This is a genomic window from Nonomuraea turcica (assembly GCF_030718205.1).
Lineage (GTDB): Bacteria > Actinomycetota > Actinomycetes > Streptosporangiales > Streptosporangiaceae > Nonomuraea.
This window is the reverse complement of record NZ_JAUZQF010000014.1, coordinates 69,799-85,962: the sequence shown is the minus strand read 5'-3', so window position 1 is coordinate 85,962 and position 16,164 is coordinate 69,799. Positions and strand designations below refer to the sequence as shown.

Sequence of the window (16,164 nt, the reverse complement as noted above, 5' to 3'; positions counted from 1 at the left end):
TGCCGAACTGATCGCCGCCTGTCCGGGCCGAATGTGATCGCCGCCTGGCCGGCCATGGTCCCGGCCAGCGCGGCGCCCGGGCCTGCAGTGCCACGACTGCGCGTTCAGCTGACGGCGGCGCCGAACCACTGGGGCAGCCGGCTGAGCAGATCCTGCTGATCGTCTCCGATCCACGCCACGTGGCCGTCCGGCCGCAGCAGCGCCGCGGGCACGTCCAGTTCCTCGCTGGAGTCGACGATGTGGTCGACCCGATCCTCCCAGCCCGCCACCGAGAGCCGGCCGGTCTGGTCGAGCAGCAGCCCGCGGCCCCCGTGCGTCAGCTCGTAGAGGCGCCCCTGCTTCAGCTTCACGTCCCGCATCCGCCGGCCGAGCAGTTCGTGCCCCTCACCGAAGTCGTAGCGGACCCCGATCGCCGTGATCTTCTCGATCAGGTACCGGTTCACCTCCTCGAAGTCCATCAGTTCCGCCACCAGCCGGCGCACTGACTGGGGCCCCGGCTCGGTGGACAGCAGCTCCATCTGCGCGCGGGTGTTGTCCAGCACGGCGGCGGCCACCGGGTGCCGTTCGGTGTGATAGCTGTCCAGCAGCCCCTCCGGCGCCCAGCCGTTGACCTCGGCGGCCAGTTTCCAGCCGAGGTTGAACGCGTCCTGGACACCGAGGTTGAGCCCCTGCCCGCCGGTCGGCGGGTGGATGTGCGCCGCGTCGCCGGATCCTCGGTCAGCTCCATCTCGCCCAGCAGCGTCTCGACTTTGGAGGGCCCGCCGGGGAAGCCGACGCCGAGCACTTTGCGCACCGTGCTGCGGCCGCCGTCGCACCCGACGAGGTAGCGCGAGCGCAGCCGCGTGCCGTCGGCCAGCATCAAGCCGGTCGGTCCGCCACCGGCAATGATCACATCAATCATGAAACCCCCATTCAGCACGGTGACTTTCGGCAGGCTGCTCCGCGTAGTCCGGCGGCACGCACACCTGCAGGTTCTGGCCTCGGTCGCCGGAGTGGGTTACCTCCGGCGAGCTTCCAGCGCATCCAGGATCAGGTCCGGGCCGTAGCCGAACTCGCTCGTGTCGTCATAACCCGGCTGCAGGGCGTGGTCGACGATCATCTCGGTGAGGTACGGCAACTCGTCCGCCTGCAGGTGCTCGAGGATGCCGCCGGCCACTTCATCGACCTCGTCCGGCGTGGTCAGCGGCAGGTTCGGCTCCTGGAGGACGAACCCGCTGATGTAGCTGTCGATGAGGGAGACAGCGTGGGCGGCCATCACAAGCGTGAATCCCGCCCTCCGGAGGACACCGAGGACCGCGTCGTGGTGGCGTAGCGTCGCCGGCCCCGGGTTGCGACGGGAGTCCATGAGCCCGAGAGCCCAGCTGTGCTGCGACAGGACCGCACGCGCGGAGAAAGCGCGCGCACGGATCGCCTCCACGCCCAGTTCCTGCGCCACCCGTCGCATCGTGATCGCTTCCACGCCGCCGCGATCCGCGACCCGGATCGCGGCTTCCAGCACGCGACCTCTGCTGAGCGGTGGTGGGGGCACGTGAACAAGCGGGTGTTCCATCCTCCCGCTGTCGCGGGCGGGATGTGGCCGGTGCTGACTCACGTCGGTCGCGTCTCTGGCGCGACGTACCGCACGCCGCTCGATGCGCATCCTGTCGACGGCGGCTACCTCTTCGTTCTGGTGTATGGATCGCGGTCCGACTGGGTGCAGAACATCCTGGCGGCCGGCGAGGCGTTGCAGGCCCTCCCCGATGAGATTGCACGTCCACCGAGGATCCTCCGCATCACCGAGTTCCTCCGTATGGACCTGGTCGCAGGCTGACGATCGACCTCCGGGCTCAGTGCACCCTGGCAAGGTTGCCGGCGATTGCGGCGAGCAGGGCATCGCCGCAGGCGGCGGAGTCGTCCGCCGCCCAGCAGACGTAACCGTCGGGACGGATGAGCAGGACCGCGGCGCCCAGATCGTCGGCGCAGGTGGCACGGACGAGGTCGACGCGTGGCGGGAGCCGGAGGCCGGCCGGGACGGTTCCGGCCAGATCCAGCAGGACGGCGTGCCCCGAGCCGAACAGCGCCGACAGCCGGGTGGGGCCGGCTTCGGTGACCAGGTCGGCGTCCGGCAGGCGCTGTCCGGTGAGCGGATGGTCCCCGGACAGCTCGTAGCGCAGCGAGAGGCCGGACATCAGTCCTGCGAGAAGGCGGTTGGTGTCGGGCAGCCGCAGCAGGTCGATGAAGATGTCACGCAGGGCGGCCAGGTCCTCGCTCGGATTCGGAGCCGCCAGGACGCGCTGCGCCGACGTGTGATGCAGGACCTGGGCTCCGACCGGATGCCGTTCGGCGTGGTAACTGTCGAGGAGGCCGCTCGGCGCCCGGTCCTGGACGGCTGCGGCCAGTTTCCACCCGACGTTGAACGCGTCCTGGATGCCGAGGTTGAGGCCCTGGCCGCCCAGCGGCGGGTGGATGTGTGCGGCGTCGCCCGCGAACAGGACGCGGCCCACGCGATAGTGCTCCAGTTGCCGAGTGGCGTCGCTGAACCGCGAGGAGTTGTCCACGGCGCCGAGGGTGGTCTCGTGGCCGTACAGGGCCTGGAGCGCGGCAGTGATCTCCTCGGGGGTGATGGGGATGTCGGTGGCAGTGTCCGTCCGGTCCGCGCGCCCGAAGGTGAACCGGTATCGGTCGCCGCCGAGGGGGACCAGCATGGCCCAGTAGCCGCCCGCTTGACGGGTCAGGGTGCTCAGGTGTCCAACCTGCTGCGGCACCAGCGACGACACGGTGGACAGGCGGATGTCGGCCAGCACCGCCTGATGGGTCCCGGGCCTGCCGGGAAACGGCAGCCCGAGCAGTTTCCGCACCGTACTGTGGCCGCCGTCGCACGCCGCGAGGTAGCGTGCCCGCGCCCGCAGGCCGTCCGCCGTCACGATCACGCCGTCGTCGTCCGGCTCGACCCCTGAGACGGCGGTGCCGCGCAGGATCCGCGCGCCGGCGGCGATCGCCCGCTCTTCGAGCACTTCCTCGATCCCCCACTGAGGAATCGCGATCGGGTAAGGGTGCCTGGTCTGCCAGGGTGTGCAGTCCAACGGCACCGGAAGGGCCGCGAAGTGCCCGCCGACCGGATCATGCGGCATGGCCCGGTGCAGCAGCGGTTCCAGCAGCCCGCGCGATTCCAGCAGCTCAGCGGTACGGGGCTGAATCCCGCCGCCCTTCACTTGCTCGATGCGCTGGGGCAGCTTCTCCAGCACCAGGGTCTCGACCCCGGCCAGAGCCAGTTCGTACGCCAGCATCAGCCCGGTCGGGCCGGCCCCCGCGACGACCACCTCAGTCGTGCTCTCCGTCACCATCGTCACTCCCTCTCATCCCTCGCCTCGAGGCAAAAATATACCAGGTGCAGAAATCCTCTCAGGGCAGCGTTCTGCTACGGTAATGCCGTGGACGGCAAGCCAGGACTGCGGGAACGCAAGAAGCAGCGGACCCACGCAGCGATCTCCGATGCGGCGATCACGCTGTTCCTCGAGCACGGCTTCAACCAGGTCTCGGTGGCTCAGGTGGCCGAGGCGGCCGAGGTGTCCAAACGCACGCTCTTCGCCTACTTCCCGACGAAGGAAGACCTCGTGGTGCATCGCCTCGCCGACCACGAGACCGAATCCGCACGCGTCGTGCGGGCCCGCCCGCCCCGCACCGACCCCCTGACGGCGCTGCGCGAGCACTTCCTCAAGGGGCTGCGCGAGCGGGACCCGATCACCGGGCTCAACGACGCGCCCCAGGTGCGGAGGCTCCACCGGATGATCCTCGACGCGCCCTCACTGGTGGCCCGGATGGAACGGTTCAAGACCGGCGCCGAGCGCGCACTTGCCCAGGCCTTGCAGGAAACGGCGGATACTCCGGAACTCACGGCGCGGTTGGCCGCCGTCCAAATCGTCGCCGTCCAGTGGGCGCTGGCGCAGGACAACGCCGGACGCCTGGCCTACGGGGAGCCGGCCGACGAGCGCTACGCGGGTGCGGTGGCCGACGCGGAACACGCGTTCGCGCTGCTGGCGAACGGACTGCTCCAAGGTGCTTGGCTCCCCGAGGGGCCAGGACCTTAGAGTGGATCGGTGACCAACGATCAGCACGGCCTGGCGATGACCGGGGCGAGCGCCGCCGCGATCCGGCACTACGATCGGGCGATCGACGAGTTGCTGCACTTCCGGGTGGAGGTCGACGCCGAGGCCAACGCGGCGCTGGCCGAGTCGCCGGACTTCCCGATGGGCAACGTCCTGGCGGCGTACCTCGGGCTGCTGACCACCGAGGTGGAGGACGCGCGCACGGCGCGGGCGCGGTTCGGGGCGTTCCGCCGCAGGATCGAGGAGTCGTCGCTGCTGCCGCGCGAGCGCGCGCACCTGACGGCCGTGCGGGCGCTGCTCGACGGCGACTTCCTGACCTGCGGGAGGCTGCTGGGCGAGATCGCGCTGGCGCATCCGCGCGACGCGCTGGCCCTGGCCGCCGGGCACCAGATCGACTTCTTCACCGGTGACGCCCGCTCGCTCCGCGACCGGATCGGCGGAGCACTCAGTGCCTGGTGCGAGGATGACCCGCATTTCGGGCATCTGCTGGGCATGTACGCCTTCGGCCTCGAGGAGGCCGGGCACTACGACCGCTCCGAGGAAGTCGGGCTGCGGGCGGTCGAGCTCAACGCGCGCGACGTGTGGGGCATCCACGCGGTCGTGCACACCTACGAGATGCAGGGCAGGTTCGGCGACGGTCTGCGCTACCTGGACGCGCGGCTGCCGGACTGGTCGAGCGGGACGTTCTTCAACATCCACACGTGGTGGCACTACTGTCTGTACGCGCTGGAGGCCGGCGACGTGCCGCGGGCGCTGGCGATCTACGACTCGGTGCTGGCCGACGGGCAGTCGTGCATGGAGCTGCTCGACGCGGCCGCGCTGCTGTGGCGGCTCCATCTGGAGGGATGGGAGCAGCACGAGCGCTGGCGGGCGCTGGCCGAGGCATGGCCGGTGCGGGTGGCCGAGCCGTTCTACGCCTTCAACGACATGCACGCGGTCATGTCGTACGTAGGCGCCGGCCGGGTGGGAGACGCGGAGAAGCTGATCGCCTCGCGGGAGGCGTACGTGCTGGCGCCGCAGCCCGGGGTGACCAACCAGGACATGACACTGCGGGTGGGGCTGCCGGTGTGCCGGGCGATCGTGGCGTTCGGGCGGGGCGATTACGCGTCGGTGGTGGATCTGCTGTATCCGATCCGGCATCGGATCAACGAGTTCGGCGGCAGCCACGCGCAGCGCGACGCCGTGCAGAAGACGTTGCTGGAGGCGGCACTGCGGGCCGGGGCGCGGGAGGTGGCGCGGGTGCTGGTGAGCGAGCGGATCAACGTGCGGCCGTGCAGTCCGTACAACTGGCTCAAGCAGGCGGCGCTCGCCGATGTCCTGGGCGACCGGGCCGCCGCGGCGGCCGCCCGGCTGCGCGCCGGGGAGCTTGTGTGTGCCGCCTGAGGCGCGGATGTCGCCGGGGCGCATGTGGCACGTCGCGTTCCGTGAGAAGATCGAGATCATGATCGGTCTGCTGCCAGGCTCAGGCCGTCGTGATCGCCATGCTCTCGCGACGGCCGCCCCCCTGATCCTCGTGCCGCGTTCGCGGATGCCCATCCGTACCGGCGTCCCGCCCTTCAACACCACGCCAGATCGTGCGGCATGTTCGCGCGCCATGGCCGGGTTCACGCGCGCGGGCGCCGGCCCGGTCGCATGCTGACCATGCGTCGAGGAGACCGCACGGAACCGACCCCCACCACGGCGCTTCCTCCCGGCGTGACGAGCGCCGGTCAGCTCCCACCGCCTCTTGGTCAGCCCTCTGTTCCCGATGTGCCGGTGGCGGGGCAGGTGCCGCCCGTATCCGACGTGACGGAGGCGGGGCGGATCCCCCCGCCCGCGTCCGACGGGACGGGTGCGGGACAGATCCCACCGCCCACGTCCGATATGACTGGGGCGGGGCGGGTTCCGCCGCCTCCGTCCGGTGTGACCAGCGTCGGGCAGCTGCCCGGTCTGCGACCTCGCCGGCGGCCGCGGGACGGGGGCGAGGCGGCCGGTGGCGACGTCGACCTGGTCGACGCGCTGGACCCGCTGGCCTGGCGCACGGTGGCCGCCTGGCTGCACGGCAAACCCTCCGCGGCCACGCGGCAGGTCGGTTTGCAGGTGCTGGCGTCGTTCCTGAGCTGGCTGCGCGACACGGAGCCGGCGCTCGAACTCCTCGCCGTCACCGGAGCCCAGCTGGACGCCTACTGCGAGGTGGCCCGCACCGGCGCGCTCACTCGCAGGCCGTTGGCGAGCAGGACGGTGGCCAGGAAACGTTCCGTCCTGCTGTCCTTCTACACCTTCGCCTGGCAGTGCGGCGTGGTACGGCACAACCAGGTCCCCGGCCAGCAGGTGGCCAGGAACCGCCGCGGCGCCGGCACGCGTACGCTCACCAGGGATGAGCGCCGGCAGCTGCGCCAGGGCATCGCGCGCCTGGCCGCCGACGGCCGCACGGCCGAGGCCGCCGCGGTCGCGCTGCTGGAGCTCACCGGCGCCGCCGTGGACGCGCTGGCCGGCCTGACCCGGCAGGACGTTCACAGCGTGGCCGGCGGCAGCCGGCCCGCCGTCATCACCGTGCATCATGGCCGGGACGACGTCGTCGCCTTCCCCGTCTCGCCGCTGGCCCGCCCGCTGCTGCGTGTGTTGTGCGCCAGCCGCCCCGCCGGCGAGCCGCTGATCAGGCGATCGGATGGCCGCCCTGTGGACCTCGACTGGCTCAGGGGCGCGCTCGCCGACGCGGCACTGGCCGGCGGGGTCCCGGAGCAGCGGGCCCGCGACCTGCACCCGCACATGCTGCGCGCCGCCACCGTCACCGACCTCCTGGAAGACGCCAAGGCCATGCCGTCCCCGCCACCACGCCCCTGACCTGAGCCGCCCTGTCCTGACCGCACCCCACACCGGAGCGGGTGGGGCGGTTCAGGGTTGGGCGGGCCCGGGATTGTCGGGGGCGACCGGTAGTGTTTCGGCACATGGATCGGCAACTCACCCTCATGGTCGTGCACGCCCACCCCGACGACGAGTGCCTCAGCACCGGCGGCATCCTGGCCCGCTACACCGAAGAGGGCATCCGCACGGTCCTGGTCACCTGCACCAACGGCGAGCAGGGCGATGACCAGGACGGCATCAAACCGGGCGAGGCGGGGCACGATGACGCGGCAGTGGCCGCGCGCCGGCTCGCCGAGCTGCGCGAGTCGGTCGCTCACCTGGGCATCGACCACCTGGAGCTGCTCGGCTACCGCGACTCGGGCATGGAAGGCTGGACGGCCAACAGCCATCCCGACGCGTTCGCCAACGTGCCCGTCGAGGAGGCCGCGGGCAGGCTCGCCGCGCTGATGGAGCACTACCGCCCCCAGGTGGTGGTGACCTACGACGAGACGGGCGGCGGCGGATATGGCCACCCGGACCACGTCCAGGCCCACCGCATCACGGCCGCGGCGGTGGAGTCGACCGGCATCCCCGACAAGTTCTACTACACGGCCATCCCCCGGGCCGCCATCAAGCGCATGTTCGAGATGATGCGCGAGCACGGGATCGACCTCGGCTTCGAGCCGTCCGACGACTTCGGCACGCCGGACGAGCGCGTCACGAGCGTCGTCGACGTCACGCCCTACATCGAACGCAAGCTCAAGGCGATCAGGGCCCACGAAAGCCAGGGGGAGAACATCTTCCTGTTCCGCATGCCGCAGGAGGCCCAGGAGCAGGCGTTCTCGCATGAGGCGTTCGAGCGGGTGCTGAGCAAGGTGAGCGTCCCCGACCACGAGGAGGACCTGTTCGCGGGCCTGCGTGACGGCTAGGCCGCAAGGCATCCCGAATATTCTGACCGGCGGCGCCGCTCTGCGTGGCGGGGTGGGCGTGTCAGATCCAGCCGCGGCGGGTGGCCTCCATCGCGACCTGGAAGCGGGTTCGCGCTCCGAGGCGGCGCATCAGCTTGGTGATGTGCCGCTGCACCGTACGTTCGCTCCACCCCAACGCCCGCCCGGCGGCCTTGTCGGTCGCCCCCGACGCCAGCAGCGTGAGCAGCCGCTCCTCCTCCCGTGACAACTCCCCGCCCTCGGGCGCCGGCTCCGCACCCGACCCGGTCAGCCGGACCGGCACGCTGCGCTCCCACACCGCCTCGAACAACGCGACCAGCGCGTCGAGCAGCGGCGACGCGTGGATCAGGTACGACGCGGCGACCACGCTGTCCCCGGCCCGCAGCAACGGGATGATCGCCAGCCGGTCGTCGGAGATGGCCAGCTTCATCGGCAGGTCCGCGGCGATCCTGGCCTGTTCACCGTGCCGCATCCCGGCCGTGACGTCCTCCAGCCAGCCGGGCAGCTCCAGCACGCTGGTGTCGTAGATCACGCGGTACTTGACGCCCCGTTTGAGGAGTTGGAGCTCGATCGGGTTGGACTCGGTGTGCTCCTGCGGGTCGGCGTACGGCGGCCGGTCGAACCCGCGCATCTGGAATCGGGTGTCCTGCTGCAGCTGCACCCACCGGTGGTTGACCTCGTCGCGCCCCGAGATCACCTCGATCAGCTCGCCGGGATGGGCGAAACGAGTGCTGGCGCGGTAGACGTCCATGAGCGCCCTGATGTGCGTACGGACCCCGTCCAGCTGGCGTTCCCGCTCGCGCAGGATGGCCTCCAGGCTGCTGTCGGGCGAGACGGCAACGTAGCGCACGGGCCGCCCGGTCGAGCGGGTGGCCAGGCCGAGCTCGACCAGCGACTGCAGGATGCGCCTGGCGGCCGACGCGGGGAGATGGCAGTCGTGGACGATCTCCGTCACCGTGGCTTGGGTACGCCGGACGAGCGCGTCGTACACCTCCTCGTCCTGAGGTTCGAGACCTATCGCCTCCAGCACGGCCGCCCTCCCCCTTCCTGTCGGGTTTACGTCACATGACAGAAAGTCGTCACCCACTGATCTTGTCAGGGAATGGCCGGAAATGTCAGCGTTCATCAGCAGCAGTCCCTCGCGGCACCTGAACGAAGGAGCGTCATGCCGCCATCCCCTCGCCGATCCCCCAGACGCCTGCTGCTTTCCGCCCTCTTATGCGTCTTATCGGCTGTCCTGCTCGGCATGCTGGTGACGCCCCACATCGCGGCGGCCGCGAGCACGGATCCGAAGCCGGGCCCGAAGATCGACCCCAAGCTGACCGCGCAGCTGAGAAGCGGACGCGTCGAAGCCGCCGTGGTCCTGCGCACCCCACCGCCCACGCTGGACGGCTCGCAGAGCCGAGCCGCCGCGCGGGCCGAGCTGGCCGCGAGCGCCGAGGCCACCCAGGACCCTGTCGTCCAGCTCGTCGAATCGCGCGGCGACCAGGTGCTCAACACGTTCTGGCTGAAGAACATGGTCTTGGTGCGCGCCACGCCCGACACCCTGGAGGCGCTGGCGGCGCTCGACCTGGTCGACCGGATCATCCCGAACTTCACCCTCACCGCACCCGAACCAGAGAAGAGCACAGCTACCGCAGCTGAGGCCACGACCTGGGGCATCGCCAAGATCGGCGCCGACCGGGTGCGGGGCGAGCGCGGCCTCACCGGCAAGGGCGTACGCGTCGCGGTGCTGGACACCGGCGTCGACGTCGGCCACCCCGACCTGAAGGGCAGGCTCGTCAGCGCCGACGCGGCGGACCCGAAGCATCCGGGCGGCTGGATCGAGTTCGGCCCGGACGGCAAGCCGGTGGCGACCGAGCCGCATGACAGCAGCTACCACGGCACGCACGTGGCGGGCACGATCGCGGGCGGGAACGCCTCCGGCACGCAGATCGGCGTGGCGCCCGGCGCCGAGCTGATGGCCGGGCTGGTCATCCCCGGCGGCCGGGGCACGCTCGCCCAGGTGGTCGCCGGCATGCAGTGGGCGCTGGCCCCGTACGCGGCCGACGGCACCCCCGCGGGCCGGCCGGCCGACGTGATCAACATGTCGCTGGGCGCCGAGGGGTACGCCGACGAGCTGATCGAGCCGACCAGGAACATCTACCTCGCCGGCGCGTTCCCCGCCTTCGCCATCGGCAACGACTGCGCGCCGGGACAGTCCGGCAGCCCGGGCAACGTGCATGAGGCGGTGTCCGTGGGCGCGACCGATGTCAACGACGAGGTGCCGGAGTTCTCCTGCGGCGGCGTGGTCAAGCGAGACGACTGGTTCGCCGCGCCCGCCGAGTGGCCGGACTCGTACGTCGTACCGGATGTGTCGGCGCCCGGCGTGGACGTGCTGTCGGCCCTGCCCGGCGGCGCGTACGGCATGCTGGACGGCACCTCGATGGCGACCCCGCACGTGGCGGGCACGGTCGCCCTCATGCGCGAGGCCCGCCCGGACCTGGGCGTGGACGCGGCGCTGGAGATCCTGGCGGGCACGTCGGTCTCCGACGACCGCTACGGCGCCCGCCCGAACCCGCGCGTCGGCCACGGCCGCATCGACGCCTACGCCGCCGTCGCAGAGGCGGCGCTCAAGAGTGGCGTGCAGGGCACGGTCACCGACGAACGCACCCGCCGCCCGCTGGCAGGCGTGACGGTCGCCAGGGCGGACGGCCGGGCCGTCCAGACGGGCGCGGACGGCCACTTCGAGCTGCGGCTGCCCGTCGGCACGCACGAGCTGACACTGTCCAGGTTCGGCTACAAGCAGCGGAGCGCCACCGTGCGCGTCGTCGCCGACCGTCTCTCCGGCGTGCGCCTGGCCATGGAGCGCACGCGGTGGGGCACGATCTCGGGGCGGGTGGTGTACGGCCCGACCGGGGCGAGCGTGCCCGGTGCCACGGTGACGGTGCTCGACGTGCCCGACCAGTTGGCCGCGACGACGAACAGGGACGGCCGGTACGTGATCGAGAACGTCCCCGACGGCGATTACCGGATCGCCGCGCACGCCCCCGGCGTGTCCAGGTCGGAGCCCGTACAGACCTCCGTGGGCAGCAGGACCGCCGACCTGACGCTGCCGCGGCGGCCCGCCACCGAGCGGGTGTCGCTGGGCTCGGACGGGCGGCAGCCCAACAGCGACGCGTGGTGGCCGGAGCTGAGCGGCGACGGCAGCGTGGTCGTCTTCGCCAGCCCGGCCTCCAACCTGGGCGACGGCGACACCAACGGCGAGCTGGACATCTTCGCCACAGACCTCCGTACCAGGACGACCGAGCGGGTCTCGGTGCCGTCCGGCGGCGGCCTGGCCGACGGTTTCTCGCTGTCGCCGACGATCAGCGGGAACGGCCGCTTCGCCGGCTTCAACAGCGGAGCGACGAACCTCGTTCCCGGGGACACGAACGGGCAGACCGACGCGTTCGTCCACGACCGGCAGACCGGGACGACCGAGCGGGTCTCGGTGTCGTCCGAGGGCGTCCAGGGGGACGGACTGTCCGGCTCGCCGCGCCTCAGCGGCGACGGCCGCTTCGCGGTGTTCATCAGCGACGCGGCCAACCTGGTGGCCGGCGACACGAACGACCGCACCGACGTGTTCGTCCGCGACCGCCAGACGGGTACCACCGAGCGGATCTCCGCCGCGGCGGACGGCAGCCAGCTCGACGGGCACTCCCGCGAGGCCACGATCAGCGCCGACGGCCGGTACGTCGCCTTCCAGAGCGACGCCTCCACCGTGGTGCCCGGGGACTCCAACGGCGTGATCGACGTCTTCGTCCGCGACCGGCAGACCGGCACGGTGGAGCGTGTCACGGGCCCGCACCCGGACACGCCCACCACTGGGCCGGTGATCAGCGCCGGCGGCCGGCACGTCGCCTTCAGCAACGGCGTGGGCCTCGGCCAGCTGTACGTGCACGACCTGACCACGCACACCTCCGAGCTGGTGTCGGTGGCCGCCGACGGCAGTGAGGCCGACGGCATGCCCTTCGCCCCCAACCTCAGCGCCGACGGCCGGACGGTCGCCTTCTACAGCGACTCGGCCAAGCTGGTCGCCGGCGACACGAACCGGTTCAACGACGTGTTCGTCCGCAACCTCGCGACCGGCGTCACCGAACGCCTCTCGGCCGGGCCGAAGGGCGCCGACGGCGACGGCTGGTCCGACCTGCCGTCGATCAGCGACGACGGCCGGTACGTGGTGTACGAGAGCACCTCGGCCAACCTCGTCGAAGGCGACACCAACCGGCGCAGCGACGTGTTCCTGCACGACCGCGTCGCCGGTCCCGAGGCGCTGTTCGCGGTGAGCGACCTGGACGTGACGCCCGAGGTCTCGCGCTCCGGCCGGGTGCGGGTCCAGGCGTGGGTGAAGAACGTGGGCGAACAGGACGGCGAGTACGCGGCCGTGCTGCGCGTCGACGGCGAGGTGGACCAGCGGCGCGGCATCCCCGTGCGGGCCGGCCGCGGCACCTGGGTCTCCTTCGACGTGCGGCGCGCCGAACCCGGCACGTACACCGTCGGCCTGGGGCCGCTCACCGGGCACTTCACGGTCAAGCGGTAGGCCGCCGAAGCATCAGGGGCGCGGGTGGTACGCCCGCGCCCCTTCCGGGGTAGCTGACCGGTACGGGGGTGGACATGGACTACGAGCAGTTCGTCAAGATCGTGGGCCGGCGGATCGGGCAAGGCGGCGCCGAGTCCGCCGGCCGCGCCGTGGAAGCCACGCTCCAGACCCTGTCCGAGCGGCTGTCGACGGAACAGAGCCACGATTTGATGGGCGAGGTCCCGCCGGAAATGATGCGGCTGCTGTATTCCGAAAGCACCCCCGAACCCTTCGACGCCGACGAGTTCCTCCACCGCGTAGCGGAGCGCGAAGGCGTGGACCTCGAAACAGCCGATCGGCACGCCCGCGCCGTCTTCTGGGCTCTGGGGCAGACCGTGAGCCCCGACGAGATCGCCTACCTGGCGGCCGACCTCCCCCACGACTTCGCGCCCCTGCTCGCGGAGGCTCGGCACCAGCCCATCGAGATCGTCCCCGCCGGGCGGTTCCTGGACGCGGTGGCCGGACGCGCCGGCCTTGACCGTGCCGGCGCACACCGCGCCACCGAGGCGGTGCTGGAAACCCTCGCAGAACGCATCACCCCCGGCGAGGTCGAGGACCTGATCACCCGGCTACCCGTCCAACTGCACGCGCCGCTGAAACGCGGCGTGACCGTGAAGCCGACCCGCATGCCGGTGGAGGAGTTCATACGCCGGATCGCCGAGCGCGAGGACGTCCCGCCGGAGACCGCCCGCGAACACGCCCTGGCCGTCTTCACCACGTTGCGCGAGTCCATCCCCCACGAGGAGTTCCTCGACGTGACGGATCACCTGCCCAGCGAATACGCACCTCTGCTCTCACGTTCCTGACGGCTGCGCAGCAGGTCCGCCGCCAAGGCGAACAGGAACTCGAACTGCATCGCCGACGCGACCACCAGCCGCACGCTCAACCCGTCCAGGTCAGGCCACGCGACCAGCACGACGACCGCGACCGGGGCCAGCACGCAGGCCGCGACCCACGCCCGGCGCTTCAGCGCGGCGAACCGGCGCAGGAGCACGAAACAGGCTGCGAGCCACGACAACGAGACCACGGCGAAACCGACCTCGTGCAGGATGCCGTGCCAGCTCATCGACGCCGGCGCCCCCGCCGGGGCGCCGGGCGGGAACCCGGCGCCCGGATCGCTGGTGAAGACCCCCGCCATGATCATCCCCATGCCGGTGAGCGCGATCAGCCGCGGTCCCCACGTGCCTCCCCGCCCCCGTCCCAGCATCCGCCGCACTCCGACGGCGAAGGCCACGCACAGCAGGCCGGCCACGACGAAGTCGGCGATCTGAATCCACCCCCGCTCCCCCAGACTCAGCAGACTGATCGGGTGGTACGTCAGGTCGAACCCTTCGCGAGTGACCGCCTGCACCAAAACCACCACCACGAACAACGGGCCGACAACCAGGCCGCAGGCCAGCAGACGAGCGGTCAGGGAGTCCCGTGTTCCCGGGGACGCGGTCTGCTGTGGCATGTGTGACATCGGCTCTCCTTTCGAAGTGGCGCCCAGGTGGCGCCCTCATCGGAGACGTCGAGACGACCTGCCCTTACCGGACATCCGTTCCAGCGACGGTCGCTGTCCCGCAAGGGGCATCGCCCAACGCTGACATCAACACCCGCAACGCGTCCTGAGGGGAACTCCGCGCACCGGATTGGCCGGCGGCATCGACCGACTTCGCCGCCGGTGCGTACGACACCTCAGAAGGCGAAGCCGCCGGGGCGCCCGTTGCGGTCGGCGATCAACCCGGCCAGGGTGGCGAGGGCGATCTCAGGAGGAGTACGGGAGCCGATGTTGAGCCCGATGGGCCGGTGCACCCGGGCGATCTCCTCCGGCGGCACACCCAGGTCGGTCAGCGCCTGCACGTGTGGCCCGGTATGGCGGGGACTGCCCATGATGCCGATCCACCGGGCGGGCGACTTGAGCAGGTCGCGAAGAACGGGGCCGATCTCCTCGCGGTGATGGTCGGTGAGCACCACATCGGCCGTGGCGTCGACGTAGGAGCCGATCTCGGTCTCCGCCGTGAACCCGCCGAGGCGACGCCCGGGATCGGGCTCGAGAAGGACCGTGCGGTAGCCGAGCTCGGCACCGAACCTCAGCAGGCAGGCGGCCACCGGGGAGGCGAAGACGGCGACCAGCGTCCGCCCGGCCTCCTCTGCGGGAGCCTCACTGTGGGCCACCTCACACGCCGGGTCTTCGTCATGGGTGTGGGTCATAACCGCAGTCTGACACGAAGCGACGCGTCTGCGCCGTAGCGCGTGCCGGGAAACCCGGCAGCCACCGCCTCGAAACAAGGTCGAAACTCTCTCTTCCCCCGTGCCGGATTCTTCTTTATCCTCATGCTCAAGAAAATCTGTGAACGTTCACAGTCTGAGAACGTCGGCTTTGCCCCTAGAGGGGCGTTTTTCTGGCCTGTCTTCATCACATCCGTCCGTGAGCGTTCACAGAAGCAGCGGATCAAGACCACCCCCCACCCGTTTCTTGGTCAAGGAGATCGGAATGGCCGTCTACCACTGCTTATGGAGGAGAACCGGGGTCACGCTCCTGCTGACGCTGGTGATGCTGCTCGCGCTCATACCGGCGAGTCCCCCACCCGCCTCCGCCGCCACGCTGACCATGCGCGGCGCCGACATCTCCTCGGTCCAGCGCAGCCTGGACCTCGGAGCCAGGTACTACAACGCCGCCGGCACGGCCGCCGACCCGCTGGACATCCTCACCGGTGTCGGAGTCAACTACGTGCGACTGCGCATCTGGAACAACCCGGCGAGCGGATACAACAACAAGGCGAAGGTCCTGGCGTACGCCCGGGCGGTCAAGGCCAGGGGCCTCGGCCTGATGATCGACTTCCATTACTCGGACACCTGGGCCGACCCCGGCAAGCAGTACAAACCGGCGGCCTGGGCCGGCCACGGCATCAGCCAGCTCCAGACGGACGTCTACAACTACACCTACGACGTCTGCACCAGCCTGAAGGCGCAGGGCACCACGCCGGACAGCGTGCAGATCGGCAACGAGATCAACGTCGGGATGCTCTGGAACGACGGCAGGGTCGTCAACAACGACTTCACCAACCTGAGCCTGCTGCTGAAGGCCGGCTACAACGCGACCAAGGCCTGCAACAGCGGCACCCAAGTGATCATCCACACCGCCAACGCCAACAGCCTCGCCAACGCGCGCTGGTTCTACGACGGAATCCGCGCGAAGGGCGTGCCCTGGGACATCACCGCCCTGTCGTACTACTGCATGTGGCACGGCTCGCTGTCCAACCTGTCCACGGTGCTCAACGACGCGCGAACCCGCTACGGCAAGCCCGTCATCGTGGCCGAGACCGCCTACCCGTTCACCGCGGCCAACGCCGACGGCGAGGCGAACGTGGTGAACGGCTCGGCGCCGTGCTCGGGTTATCCGGCGACGTGGCAGGGCCAGGCGAGCAACTTCACCGCCGTCCAGAACACCGCGCGCAACGCCGGAGCCATCGGGGTCTTCTACTGGGAGCCGACCTGGTACGCCATCACCGGTAACGGGTGGGACCCGGCCAACATGAACGGCACCGGCAACCAGTGGGACAACATGGCCACCTTCAACTGGACCGGCGGCATCAACCCCAACATCAGGTGGAACCCGTAGGACGTGCCTCTTCAGGGCGGTGTAGCGGCGGCGATTCCTCCCCCGATACGCCGCCCGACCCGCTGCTCCGCCCGCTCTAGGGGACCGCGAAAGCGCAGGTCGGCG

At 70.7% G+C, this 16,164-nt stretch carries 14 protein-coding genes and 1 pseudogene; 9 read left to right on the top strand and 6 right to left on the bottom strand.

The annotated features are described in order from the left end of the window. Positions 1-104: 104 nt before the first annotated feature. Both Q9G87_RS32900 and Q9G87_RS32895 read right to left on the bottom strand, forming a co-directional pair. A pseudogene (locus tag Q9G87_RS32900) lies at positions 105-856 on the bottom strand (FAD-dependent monooxygenase); the annotation flags it as partial. 141 nt (positions 857-997) lie between these two features. Continuing rightward, positions 998-1,498 carry a TetR/AcrR family transcriptional regulator C-terminal domain-containing protein gene (locus Q9G87_RS32895; protein WP_371825859.1) on the bottom strand — a complete coding sequence of 167 codons (501 nt, stop codon included), beginning with the start codon at positions 1,496-1,498 and terminating at the stop codon, positions 998-1,000. Between the two features lie 30 nt (positions 1,499-1,528). Here Q9G87_RS32895 and Q9G87_RS32890 point away from each other — a divergent pair, with 30 nt between their 5' ends. Beyond that, positions 1,529-1,810 (top strand): PNPOx family protein, encoded by a 282-nt coding sequence (locus Q9G87_RS32890; RefSeq protein WP_305920427.1) that lies wholly within the window; start codon positions 1,529-1,531, stop codon positions 1,808-1,810. A 16-nt stretch (positions 1,811-1,826) separates the two neighbouring features. Here Q9G87_RS32890 and Q9G87_RS32885 read toward each other — a convergent pair whose 3' ends face one another. Beyond that, positions 1,827-3,323 (bottom strand): FAD-dependent monooxygenase, encoded by a 1,497-nt coding sequence (locus Q9G87_RS32885; protein WP_305920426.1) that lies wholly within the window; start codon positions 3,321-3,323, stop codon positions 1,827-1,829. 87 nt (positions 3,324-3,410) lie between these two features. On the opposite strand from Q9G87_RS32885, the gene Q9G87_RS32880 reads away from it, so the two are divergent. The 5 genes from Q9G87_RS32880 (at position 3,411) to Q9G87_RS32860 (ending at position 7,837) form a co-directional block, all read left to right on the top strand. Beyond that, entirely contained in the window at positions 3,411-4,067 is a 657-nt protein-coding gene (locus Q9G87_RS32880) for a TetR/AcrR family transcriptional regulator (protein ID WP_305920425.1), read from the top strand. 9 nt (positions 4,068-4,076) lie between these two features. Further along, complete coding sequence (locus tag Q9G87_RS32875; RefSeq protein WP_305920424.1) at positions 4,077-5,468, top strand: tetratricopeptide repeat protein; 1,392 nt, start codon at positions 4,077-4,079, stop codon at positions 5,466-5,468. Further along, the gene (locus Q9G87_RS32870) at positions 5,458-5,724 is read left to right on the top strand and encodes a hypothetical protein (protein ID WP_305920423.1); all 267 of its coding nucleotides are present in this window, start codon (positions 5,458-5,460) and stop codon (positions 5,722-5,724) included. Before Q9G87_RS32875 ends, Q9G87_RS32870 begins: the two co-directional genes overlap by 11 nt. 263 nt (positions 5,725-5,987) lie before the next feature. Beyond that, positions 5,988-6,908 (top strand): tyrosine-type recombinase/integrase, encoded by a 921-nt coding sequence (locus Q9G87_RS32865; RefSeq protein WP_305920422.1) that lies wholly within the window; start codon positions 5,988-5,990, stop codon positions 6,906-6,908. A 104-nt stretch (positions 6,909-7,012) separates the two neighbouring features. Then, complete coding sequence (locus Q9G87_RS32860; RefSeq protein WP_305920421.1) at positions 7,013-7,837, top strand: PIG-L family deacetylase; 825 nt, start codon at positions 7,013-7,015, stop codon at positions 7,835-7,837. A 61-nt stretch (positions 7,838-7,898) separates the two neighbouring features. Here the strand turns inward: Q9G87_RS32860 and Q9G87_RS32855 are convergent, their stop codons facing one another. Next, complete coding sequence (locus Q9G87_RS32855) at positions 7,899-8,885, bottom strand: helix-turn-helix transcriptional regulator (RefSeq protein ID WP_305920420.1); 987 nt, start codon at positions 8,883-8,885, stop codon at positions 7,899-7,901. A 216-nt stretch (positions 8,886-9,101) separates the two neighbouring features. Here Q9G87_RS32855 and Q9G87_RS32850 point away from each other — a divergent pair, with 216 nt between their 5' ends. Both Q9G87_RS32850 and Q9G87_RS32845 read left to right on the top strand, forming a co-directional pair. Continuing rightward, positions 9,102-12,416 carry a S8 family serine peptidase gene (locus Q9G87_RS32850; RefSeq protein ID WP_305920419.1) on the top strand — a complete coding sequence of 1,105 codons (3,315 nt, stop codon included), beginning with the start codon at positions 9,102-9,104 and terminating at the stop codon, positions 12,414-12,416. Between the two features lie 74 nt (positions 12,417-12,490). Further along, positions 12,491-13,261 carry a DUF2267 domain-containing protein gene (locus Q9G87_RS32845; RefSeq protein WP_305920418.1) on the top strand — a complete coding sequence of 257 codons (771 nt, stop codon included), beginning with the start codon at positions 12,491-12,493 and terminating at the stop codon, positions 13,259-13,261. Here Q9G87_RS32845 and Q9G87_RS32840 read toward each other — a convergent pair. Next, a complete protein-coding gene (locus Q9G87_RS32840) occupies positions 13,219-13,917 on the bottom strand; it encodes a DUF998 domain-containing protein (protein WP_305920417.1) in 699 nt (232 codons plus the stop codon). The genes Q9G87_RS32845 and Q9G87_RS32840 overlap by 43 nt on opposite strands. A gap of 215 nt (positions 13,918-14,132) precedes the next feature. Then, positions 14,133-14,648, bottom strand: coding sequence for an XdhC family protein (locus Q9G87_RS32835; RefSeq protein ID WP_305920416.1), 516 nt, complete (start codon positions 14,646-14,648; stop codon positions 14,133-14,135). Between the two features lie 283 nt (positions 14,649-14,931). Between Q9G87_RS32835 and Q9G87_RS32830 the strand changes: the two genes are divergently transcribed. Then, entirely contained in the window at positions 14,932-16,059 is a 1,128-nt protein-coding gene (locus Q9G87_RS32830; protein ID WP_305920415.1) for a glycoside hydrolase family 53 protein, read from the top strand. The last annotated feature ends 105 nt before the right edge of the window (positions 16,060-16,164 follow it).

Excerpts from the sequence above, each read along its gene's own strand:
- Q9G87_RS32850 (WP_305920419.1), top strand. The coding sequence starts at position 9,102 with ATGCTGGTGACGCCCCACATCGCGGCGGCCGCGAGCACGGATCCGAAG.
- Q9G87_RS32885 (WP_305920426.1), bottom strand. The coding sequence starts at position 3,323 with ATGGTGACGGAGAGCACGACTGAGGTGGTCGTCGCGGGGGCCGGCCCG.
- Q9G87_RS32835 (WP_305920416.1), bottom strand. The coding sequence starts at position 14,648 with ATGACCCACACCCATGACGAAGACCCGGCGTGTGAGGTGGCCCACAGT.
- Q9G87_RS32840 (WP_305920417.1), bottom strand. The coding sequence starts at position 13,917 with ATGTCACACATGCCACAGCAGACCGCGTCCCCGGGAACACGGGACTCC.
- Q9G87_RS32860 (WP_305920421.1), top strand. The coding sequence starts at position 7,013 with ATGGATCGGCAACTCACCCTCATGGTCGTGCACGCCCACCCCGACGAC.
- Q9G87_RS32845 (WP_305920418.1), top strand. The coding sequence starts at position 12,491 with ATGGACTACGAGCAGTTCGTCAAGATCGTGGGCCGGCGGATCGGGCAA.
- Q9G87_RS32830 (WP_305920415.1), top strand. The coding sequence starts at position 14,932 with ATGGCCGTCTACCACTGCTTATGGAGGAGAACCGGGGTCACGCTCCTG.